Origin of the sequence: Dactylosporangium sp. NBC_01737 (assembly GCF_035963215.1) — a bacterium.
GTDB lineage: Bacteria > Actinomycetota > Actinomycetes > Mycobacteriales > Micromonosporaceae > Dactylosporangium.
Map to the genome: position 1 here is coordinate 12,337,654 of NZ_CP109153.1, position 10,479 is coordinate 12,348,132.

Below are 10,479 nucleotides of genomic sequence, written 5' to 3' on the forward strand. Positions count from 1 at the left end.
TCACGCACTCCACAGCGCGTGCTGTGCCCACACCGCACGCATCGCCTCGAGCACGGTCGTCACAGTGAACCAACCGACCGCCAACACGCATACCGTCAGCAGACACGCTCCGACGAGCGTCGCCGGTCCCGGCCTGCGCCGCGGCGAGAGCAACCACCAGACCAGGGTCAGCACCACGAGCAGCAGCGCCAGCGACACGAGGCTCAGCGCGTCGGCCTGGGCGGTGTGCGCCCGCACCGCTGCGGGCAGCGCCTGGCCGGCCGCGTCGGCACGGCCCTCCAGGTCTTTGAGCAGTTCCGCGCCGGTCGTCCCGGCCGCGAACGCCAGCGCCGCGTTCAATGCCGCGATCACCACCAGGGGCCAGCGCATACCGGCCCGCAGTTGCGGCAGCCATGCGTAGCCGAGCGCCAGCACCGCGGCGAGCGGGGCGGTGACGACCACGAGATGCCCCATGACGACATGCAACGGCATGGCGTTCACACCTCCTGTCCGTGGAGCGACCCTGCCAGCTGCCGGCCCCAGTCCATGGCACGTTGCTCCTCACCGTCGGCGAGCGGCCCCGCGGTGCCGGTGACGTAGAAGCTCGGGCCGCGTTCGGCACCCCGGAACCCCCGCCGGGTCAGTGCCTTGACCGCCGCCTTCGATGCGGATCCGAACGAGAACCTGCTCCGCACCGACGTGTCGAACGTGGCCACCCGAAGGTCCGGCCGCGGCGCGACCCGCGCTATCCACTCCCGGATCCCGGTGCCGTCGCCGCCCACTGCGCCGAGCTTTGCCGCCTGCTGGCGCGTCTGGTCCTTCGGCAGCGAGTACTCGTGGGTCGGTGCACCGACGACCAGCAACCGGAGCCCGGCCGGGATCTCGGCCGGAGCCGCACCGGGCCGCACGACGGTCACCAGACCCGCCGCGGACGTCTCGTTCAGTCCGGCCGCGACTGCCTGAGCGACGATCAGGGTGTTGCCGAACGCGGACTCCACCACAATCAGCACACTCATGCCGTCACCCCGTCCAGACCCGCCGGCGTCGCGGCAACCTGCCGCCCGCCTGTGCAGTGCTCCTCCACGTAGGCGAGGCACTCCGACCGCGTTCCGGCGGCCGCGGCCGCGAGCCAGCCCGGCGGAACCGCGGCGAACAACGGCCAGAGGCTGTACTGCCCTTCTCCGTTCACCAGCACGGTGTAGCTGACGCTGGGGTCCTCGAATGGTCCACTCATGACGCCCGTCCTTCCCATGTCATGTCGTCGAGTGCGTCGATGGCTGCCATCTTCGCGAGAAGCAATGCCTCGATGTCGAGGTCGTCGACGCCGGAGAGGTCCGGCGCGTCGTCCAGGACGGCCGACAGCGCGGACCCTCCGGCTGCGTCGACGGTGGCCGATGTCCGGTCACCCGGTTTGCCGGCTGCGCCCACCTGCGCCGGCGCCCCGTCCTGGTGTGCCAGTGCGATACCCATGCGCTCGGCGAGGAACGGCACGATCGCGTCCACGGTGGGATAGCGCCAGGCGAGCGTCGCGGGGAGTTCGACGCCCAACGTCCCCTCGAGGCGCTTCCGCAGATCCAGGGACATCAACGAGTCGAATCCCAGGCCCGCCAGCGGCGCGTCGTTGTCGACGGTAACCGGATCCAGTTTCAGCACGCTCGCGATCGTCTGGCGCAGATGCGACGTCAGGATGTCCCGCCGACGCCGCCCAGGTTCCACCGCGAGCATCCGGTCCCGAACCTGCGAGGACGGTTCGGCGACCTCGGCGGGCTCAGGCACGCCTGCCAGGTCCGCGAGCAGGTCGGGCAGCAACCCCAGAGCGGCTGCTTCGCGAAGCCTCACCCGGTCCAGGGCAAGGACCGCAACCTGCGCCGAGTTGGACCCGAGCACAGCGTCCAGCGCGGCGACGCCGTCCTGCGACGCGATCCCGGCGATCCCGCTGCCCGCCAGCTGACCGGCGCGGTCCGGCCGGGCCGCGAGCCCCTCCTCCGACCAGGGGCCCCAGTCGATGCTGAGGGCCGGTAGCCCGCATGCCCGGCGGTAGGTCGCCAGCCCGTCCAGGAACGCGTTGGCCGCCGCGTAGTTGCCCTGCCCCGGCGAGCCGAGCAGGGCCGCGGCCGAGGAGTACAGGACGAAGAAGTCAAGGTCCCGGCGCATCGTGGCGCGGTGCAGGTGCCAGCCGCCGTCCACCTTCGGTGCCAGGACCGCCTGGAGCCGCCGCCGGTCCAGTCCGCTGAGAATCCCGTCGTCGAGCACCCCAGCCGCGTGGACGATCCCACGCAGCGGCGGCAGGTCGCGGTCGATGAGGGCCATGACCCCGGCCACGTCCTCAGCCCGTGTGACATCGCCCCGGAACACCGTCACCGCGACCCCGCCGGCCCGCAGATCGTCGAGGTCCGCGGCCACCGAGTCGGCCGGCTCCGATCGGCTCATCAGCACGATCTGCCCGGCACCACGTCCGGCGAGGTACCGCGCGGTCCGCCGCCCGAGCGCGCCCAGGCCGCCGGTGATGAGATAGGTGGCGTCGGGCCGCACCGGCATCCGGCCGTCCGCGGCCGGCACCGTCTCGTCGCCGGTACGACGCAGCACGAGCTTGCCGATGTGCCCGGCCCGCATCATCAACGTGCCCGCCACCGCGGCCTCGGACAGGTCGAACACGGTGGACAGCGGTGCCGTGAACGCCCCGGAGGCCAGGCCGTCACCGAGCCGCCGCAACAGCTCGGCCACATGCGCCGGTTGATCGGCAAGACACGCTTCGAGGTCCACGGCGAAGAACGAACGGTTGCGTTTGAACAGTTCCAGGCCGAGGTGGCTGTTGGCGTATATGTCCTGCTTGCCGAGTTCGACGAACCGGCCGCCGGGTGCCAGCACAGCGACGCTGCGGCGCAGCGCGGCGCCGCCGAGGCAGTTGAGCACGACGTCGACACCGCGGCCACCGGTGTCCCGCATGATCTCGCCGGCGAAGCGCAGGGACCGGGAGTCCATGACGTGCCGGACGCCCAACGAACGCAGCAGGTCCCGCTTCTGCTCGGTTCCCGCCGTCGCGTACACCTCGGCGCCGGCGCGTGCGGCGACCTGCAGCGCGGCCAGCCCGACGCCGCCGGTTGCGGCGTGGATCAGCACCCGTTCGCCGGGCCGGAGCCGGGCCAGATGCTCCAGGGCGTGCAGCGCCGTCAGGAACGCGATCGGGCACGCGGCCGCCTGCTCGTGACTGAGGCCCGCCGGCCGGTGCACCACCAGATGCGCCGGCGTCGTCGCGTATGCCGCGAAGCTGCCCGCGGCGACCGCCAGCACGGGGTCTCCGGGGCCGTAGCCCTCGACCCCGGCGCCGACCGCGGCCACCTCGCCCGCGCATTCCGCGCCCAGCGCGACGCCTGGCGCTGCGGTGCTCACGCCGGGGTACAGGCCCGTCGCCTTGAGCACGTCGCTGAAGTTCAGCCCGGCCGCGTGGACCCTGATCTGGATCTCACCCGGCCCGGGCGGGCGCCGGTCGCACCGCGACGGCAGCAGACCCTCCAGCCCGGCCGCGCTTGCGACCAGCTGGAAGTTCCCGTCCGCGGCCTCGTCGAACAGCCTCCGGTCGGTGGCGTCGTCCGCGACCGCGCCATGCCCGTCCGGCTGCGGTCGGCGGACCAGGCTGGGGTGCAGGCGCCGACCGGCCCGCAGGCACACCTGACCGTCCCGCGGCACGGGATCCGCCCGCAGCAGCTCGTCCACCACCTGCTCCGTCTCGTCGCCGACGGGCCGGGGGTCGAGGTCGACGACCGCCGGGTGCAGCTCACCGTGCTCCAGCGCGATCACGCGGGCCAGGCCCCACAGCGCGGACTGGGCCACGCGTGGCACCCCGTCGGCGTCGGTGGCGCGCTGCGCGCCCCTGGTGAGCAGCAGCAGACGAGGCACGTCACCGAGCCCGCCCGCGACGAGTTCCTGCACGAGATGCAGCAGCGAGCCGCAGCCGAGATCCTCGACGGAGCGCACCTGCAGCGCCGCGTCGGCGTCGTCGAGACCGTCGTCGAGACCCGCGTCCAGCGCCCAGCCGTGCACGACGCCCCGCCAGCCGCCGGTGTCACCGTCTCGCAGCTGCCGGAGCAGGGCCGCGAGGTCCTCGCGGCTACCCGGATCCGCCTCGTACCGGTCGGTGGCGAGGCGGCGCAGCGAGCGGCCGGTCCGGACCGTCACACAGCTCGCGCCGCGGGCGGTGAGTGCCGCGGACAGCCGGTTCGCGACGCCGCCGGCGTCGGCGAGGATCAGCCAGCGGCCCGCGGCGTCCGACCGGGCGGCGGCGTCCGGTGCTGACTCGACCCAGCGCACGTCGAACGCGGTGGCGGCGACGCTGTCCTCGCCGGCGCCGTCGAGCCGGCGCAGCAGCAGACCGTCGACCTCACCCGCCCAGGCTCCGGTGTCGTCGTAGAGCACAACCCGCCCGGTGAGCGGATCGCCGGGCGACGTCGAGGTGCCGGTGACGCTCGCCGAGGCCCACCCCAGCCGGGGCCGGCCCGTTACCAGCGAGCAGCGGCCCACGGCCACCGGGACGTAGGTGTCCGTGGCCTGGGCGCCGACGGCTGCGGCCAGCACCTGCAGACAGCTGTCCAGCACCGCCGGGTGCACGGCGTACACGTCATCGCCGACGGTATGCCCGGCCGCTGCGCGGAGCCGCGCCACGGCCTCGCCGGGTCCTTGCCACAGCGCGTCGATGCCCCGGAAAGCACCGTCGTACTCGAGCCCAGCCGCCCGCAGCCGATCGTAGTGCGCGGCGACATCCTGCATGCCGGTGCACCGGGACCGGGCGGCGTCCAGGATCTCCGCGGGCGGCTCGGCCGGTGCCGCGCCGTATGTGCCCCTGGTCAGCGTGGTCCAGGTGGTGTCCGCGGCGTCGCCGTCCCGGCCGTACACCTCGAACGACCCGGTTGCGCCCGCCTCCGGTGTCACGACCAGTTGCAGCGTCTCCGCCGCGGCGTGCTCAGCCACGGTCGCCATCCGCACGAACTCGACGTCGTGCAGTTGGACCGTGTCGGCGCCGACGACCCGCCGGGCCGCGACCAGCGCCGCGTCCAGCATCGCGGCCGCGGGCAGCACCGCGGTCCCGCGGACCCGGTGGTCCCGCAGGTAGGGCAGTTCGTCAAGGTCGATGCGGGCCGACCAGTGGTGTGCCTTCGGTTCGTCCGCAGCCAGCAGGTGCCCGTGCAGCAGCGGATGCCCGTCGGCGGCACGGCGCGGGCGGACGACGACATCCTGCAGCCAGTACCGCTCCCGCTGCCACGGGTAGGCGGGCAGCGCAACCATCGCCGTGGCGGGCCCGTGGACGCGGTGCCAGTTCACCGGGAAGCCGGCGCAGTAGAGCCGGCCGAGCTCGGCGAGGAGCTCCGCCCGCACGCCGCGTTCACGGCGGACGGACGCGACCACCGCACCGGCGACGTCGGTGTCGTCGTCCTGCGCGGCGAGTTCGAGGCGTTCGCCGAGTGCCTCCTGCAGCATCGGGTGCGGCGAGATCTCCATGAAGGTGTCGTGCCCGCCGGCCGCCAGCTCCGCGACCACCGGGTCGAACAGCACCGGCCGGCGCAGGTTCTGCGCCCAGTATCCGGCGTCGAGTTGGTCTCCCGCGACGACCGCGCCGGTGGCGGTCGACCACATCGGGATCGCCGCCGGATGTGGGCGGAGCCCGGCGAGGCGGCGTTCCAGTTCGGTGCTGAGCGGCGCCATCATCGGGCTGTGCGACGCGAACGTCACCGATTCCAGCCGGCGGGCGAAGACGCCGTCCTCGTCCAGCGCGGCGACGACCCGGTCCAGCTGGACGGCGTCGCCGGACAGCACGGTGCTCGTCGGCGCGTTGCTGGCCGCCACCCAGACCGCATCGGGTCCGAGCCGGTCGAGCAGCTCCCGGGTGCGTTGCAGGGACAGACCGACCGCGGCCATGCCGCCTCCGCCGCCGGCCTGGCCGATCACCTGGCCGCGGTGCACGGCGACCCGCAGGGCGTCGGTGAGGTCGAGGGCGCCGGCCACGTGTGCGGCGGCGATCTCGCCGACGCTGTGCCCGACGACCGCGGCCGGTTCCACGCCCCAGGAACGCCACTGCGCGGCGAGGGCGATCTGCACGGCGGCCAACGCCGGTTGTGCGACGGCCGGTTCACTCAGACTGGACCCTTCGCCCGCGGCCAACTGCTCCAGCAGCGACCAGCCGACGTGCTCGCGCAGCACCGCGTCGCACCGTTGCAGCGTGTCGGTCAGGACCGGGGACGCCCGCAGCAGGTCCGGTCCCATCGGCCACCATCGCGCGCCCTGCCCGGTGAAGACGAACACCGGGCGCGGCCGCCGTCCGACCCGCCGCGCACCCCAGGACAGGCCCGGTCGGTCCTCGGCGCGGGCGAACCCGGCCAGCGCTTCCCGCAGTTCCTGCGCGGAGCCGCCCACGCAGGCGAGGCGATGCTCGTGATGGGTGCGGCGCAGCGCCGCAGCGGCAGCCAGCGATCCAAGGGCACCGGGAGTTGTGGGGATCCTGGCGAGCTGCTGGCCGTACCGCGCCGCCAGGTCGCGCAGGGCGGCCGGCGTCCGGGCGGAGATGGTGAGCAGCTGGACATCCGTGTCGGTGTCGTCACCGGCAGGGACCGGTGCGGGTGCGGGTGCCGCGCCGATGACGAGATGGGCGTTGGTCCCGCCGAATCCGAACGAGCTGACCCCGGCGACCGCCGGCCCTTCGACCGGCCACGGCTGCGGCGCGGTCACGACCCGGAGCCCGAGTTCGCCGAACGCGATGTGTGGGTTGGGCCGCTCGTAGTGCAGGCTCGCCGGGATCGTCCGGTGCCGCACCGCCAGCAGCGTCTTGATGAGTCCGGCAACGCCGGCGGCGGCCTCCAGGTGCCCGATGTTGGACTTGACCGATCCGATGAGGCACGGCCGGTCCGGGTCACGGTCCCGCCCGATCACCGCGGCCAGCGCCTTGGCTTCGATCGGGTCGCCGAGCAGCGTGCCGGTGCCGTGCGCCTCGACGTACCCCACCGCGTCGGGCCGCACACCCGCGTCGGCGTACGCGGCGCGCAGTACCGCCTCCTGCGCCGTCGGGTTCGGCGCCATCATCCCGTTGGTGCGGCCGTCCTGGTTGATCGCGCTGCCCAGGATCACGCCGTAGATCGTGTCTTGATCGGCGATCGCCCGGCGCAACGGTTTGAGCACCACGACGCCGGCGCCCTCTGCACGGACGTAGCCGTCGGCGCGGGCGTCGAAGGACTTGCAGCGGCCGTCGGCGGCCATCGCCCCGGCCTTGCTGAAGTTGATGGCCAGGGCGGGCGAGAGGATGACGTTCACACCTCCGGCGAGGGCCAGGGTGCAGTCGCCGGCGGCCAGGCTCGCGCATGCCTGATGGACCGCGACCAGCGACGAGGAACAGGCGGTGTCGACGGCCATGCTCGGGCCGTGCAGGTCCAGCAGGTACGACAGGCGGTTCGCGGCGATGCTCGCGGCGTTGCCGGTGCCGTAGTGGGCGTCGATGCGGGTGTAGTCGTCGAGTTGCAGCAGCGCGTAGTCGTTGGTGGCGATGCCCACGAACACTCCGGTCGCCGAGCCGGCGAGGTCCTCGGCCACGAGGCCGGCGTCGTCGAGCGCCTCCCAGGTGACCTCCGCGAGCAGCCGCTGCTGCGGGTCCATCCGTTCGGCCTCACGCGGCGAGATGCCGAAGAACTGGGGATCGAACCGGTCGACGCCGTCGAGGAAGCCACCCCACCGGGTGGTCGTCTTGCCCGGGGCCGCCGGGTCCGCATCGACGAAGTCTGCGATGGACCAGCGGTCCGGCGGGACCTCGGTGATGGCGTCGCGCCCGTCGTGCAGGAGTTGCCAGAACTGGTCGGGGCCGTCCGCGCCGGGGAACCGGCAACCGATCCCGATGACCGCGACCGGCTCCGCGGCGACGGCCTGCTGCTCGGAGCCGTGCCGGACCGACGCACCAAGAGGGTCGGCAGGCTCGGCAGGGATGTTGCCGTCGGTGGCGAGGAACGCGGCGACGGCCTCGATCGTGGGGTATTGCCAGATGAGTGTTGCCGGCAGTTCCCGGCCGACCATCGCCTCGAGCTCGCCGACCAGGCCGACCATCTCCACGGACGGAAGGCCGTAGGTGGCGACCGGGCGGGTCACGTCGATCTGGTCGGCCGTCACGTTCAGTCGCGCGGCGAGTTCCCGCACCAGCCGCCGTTCGATCTGGGTCCTGGTCGCCCCGTCCTGCTGGGGCGCCGGGGCACGTACGTCGGACATGGGGATCACGCCTTCCCACTCGCGGGACCGTCGCGCCCGGGGTCGCCGGGACGTGCGGTGATCATGATGACGGCGAGCAGCGCGGCGAGCACGAGGATGCCGATTGCCCACCAGGTCGCGACGGCGAAACCGTGCACCATCGCCTCGAGCCGCAGCGCCTCGGACGGGTCCGCCCCGCCGGTCCGACGCGTGCCGAGGTACGTCGCGGTGGCGCCCGCAGCGATGCTGTTGAGCAGCACGGTGCCGATCGACCCGCCGACCTCCTGGACGGCATTGACCATCGCCGAGGCGACGCCGGTGTCGCGCGGCTCGACGCCGAGTGTGGCGACACTCATCGCGGGCACGAACGCCGCGCCCAGGCCGAGCCCGATCAGTACACCCGCTGGCAGCAGCACCGACGGATAGGCGCTGCCGACCTGCAGCCCGGTGAGCAGCCACATGCCCGCCGCGGCGATCAGGAACCCGCCGCTGATCAGCACCCTCGGCGGCACGTGGGCCAGCAGGCGCCCGCCGAGCTGGGTGGATCCGACGACCATGCCGGCGACCATCGGCAGGAACCCGAGCCCGGCGACGACCGGTGAGTATCCTTTGACGGTCTGCAGGTAGTACGTCATGAACAGGAACAGCCCGAACATGGTCATGACCGACAGGCCGAGCGCGAGATAGACGCCGGCACGGTTGCGGTCACCCACCAGCCGCGGCGGCAGCAACGGCGCCCGGCCGCGCCGCTCCACGACGGTGAAGGCCGCCAGCAGGACCACCGCGGCGCCGGCGAGGCGTAGTGTGTGCCCGTTCGCCCAGCCGTCGCTGTCGGCTGCCGCGAACGCCAGCACCGTCAGCACCAGTCCGGTGCCGACCAGCGCGGCGCCGGGCAGGTCGAGCGGGCCGGCGCGCCGGCTGCGGACCGGTTCGCGCACGACGGCGACGGCACCGGCCGCGGCGACGACGGCGAACGGGATGCTGATGTAGAACGCCCACCGCCAGTTCAGGAACTGGGTCAGGACCCCGCCGAGGATCAGCCCGGCCGCGAGGCCGCTGCCGGCGACCGCGTTGTAGATCCCGAACGCCTTGCCGCGTTCCTTCGGTTCGGTGAACATCACGGTGACCATCGCGAGGGCCGCCGGTGACAGCAGCGCACCGAAGGCGCCTTGCAGCGCCCGGGCGGTGATGAGCATCGCGCTGCCGGTCGCGGCGCCGCCGAGCGCGGACGCCGCGGCGAACCCGGCCAGCCCGATGAGCAGCGCCCGTTTGCGGCCGAGCACGTCGGTCACTCGGCCGCCGAGCAGCAGCAGCCCCCCGAACGCCAGCGTGTACGCCGCGATGATCCATTGCCGGTCGCCGTCGGCCATGCCGAGATCGGCCTGGGTGGACGGGATCGCGATGTTCACCACGGTGGTGTCCACGACCACCATCAGCTGTGCCACGGCGATGAACAGCAGCGCCGTCCACCGCCGCGGGTAGCGCTCCGCCGTCTCGGACGCATCGACGACCGCGCCCCTTCCGCTGCGCTCCGGTCCGCTCATGAGAAACCGCCGTCGACGGCGAAGACGCCACCGGTGATGTAGGCCGCCCGGTCGGACACGAGGAACGACACCAGGTCGGCGACGTCGTCGGGCCGGCCGAAGCGGCGCAGCGCGATGTGCTCGACCGCGTGGTCGAGGAGACTCTCGGGCAGCCCGGCGAGCTGGCTGGTGGTGATGAAGCCGGGCGCGACGACGTTGGCGCGGATGCCGTAGCGGCCGACCTCCTGAGCCAGTGACTTGGTGAAGCCGATGATCGCCGCCTTGGAGGCCGCGTAGTTGGTCTGCCCGGCGTTGCCGCGCAGGCCGGCCAGCGACGACATGGTGACGATCGTGCCCTGCCGCCGTTTCAGCATGTCCTCGACCACCGCCCGGCAGACGTGATAGACGCCGTCGAGGTTCACCCGAAGGACGGTGTGCCAGTCGTCGGCCTCCATGAGCGCCAGCGGCCGGTCCCGCACCACCGCGGCGGATGCGATCAGTGCCGTCACCGGCCCGAGCGCGTCCTCGACGCCGGCGACGAGCGTCGTCACCTGCGCGGCTTCCGCCACGTCGGCGCGCCGGACGTAGACGCCGCAGCCGAGGTTGAGCAGTTCCTTCTCCAGTTGCTGGGCCGCGGAGGCGTCGTTTGCGTAGCACAGCGCGATGTCGAAGCCGTCCCGGGCCAGGTGCAGGGCGGTGGCCCGGCCGATGCCGCGCGACCCGCCTGTGATCAATGCGACCGGCTTGCTCATGGTGTCATCTC

Annotated in this window: 6 protein-coding genes; all 6 read right to left on the minus strand. The window is 73.0% G+C overall.

Annotated elements, in window-relative coordinates; all coding sequences use genetic code 11:
- The 6 genes from OHA72_RS56905 to fabG are packed head-to-tail and all read right to left on the minus strand — an operon-like array spanning position 1 to position 10,468.
- Complete coding sequence (locus OHA72_RS56905; RefSeq protein WP_327004435.1) at positions 1-480, minus strand: hypothetical protein; 480 nt, start codon at positions 478-480, stop codon at positions 1-3.
- On the minus strand, positions 477-995 hold the full coding sequence (locus tag OHA72_RS56910; protein WP_327004436.1) for a flavodoxin family protein: 519 nt from the start codon (positions 993-995) through the stop codon (positions 477-479). Before OHA72_RS56910 ends, OHA72_RS56905 begins: the two co-directional genes overlap by 4 nt.
- Entirely contained in the window at positions 992-1,213 is a 222-nt protein-coding gene (locus OHA72_RS56915; RefSeq protein ID WP_327004437.1) for an MbtH family protein, read from the minus strand. The genes OHA72_RS56910 and OHA72_RS56915 overlap by 4 nt, the downstream gene beginning before the upstream one ends.
- Entirely contained in the window at positions 1,210-8,214 is a 7,005-nt protein-coding gene (locus OHA72_RS56920) for an SDR family NAD(P)-dependent oxidoreductase (protein WP_327004438.1), read from the minus strand. The genes OHA72_RS56915 and OHA72_RS56920 overlap by 4 nt, the downstream gene beginning before the upstream one ends.
- A 5-nt stretch (positions 8,215-8,219) precedes the next feature.
- Entirely contained in the window at positions 8,220-9,737 is a 1,518-nt protein-coding gene (locus tag OHA72_RS56925; protein WP_327004439.1) for an MFS transporter, read from the minus strand.
- Positions 9,734-10,468 (minus strand): 3-oxoacyl-ACP reductase FabG, encoded by a 735-nt coding sequence (fabG, locus tag OHA72_RS56930; RefSeq protein WP_327004440.1) that lies wholly within the window; start codon positions 10,466-10,468, stop codon positions 9,734-9,736. The genes OHA72_RS56925 and fabG overlap by 4 nt, the downstream gene beginning before the upstream one ends.
- Positions 10,469-10,479: the final 11 nt, after the last annotated feature.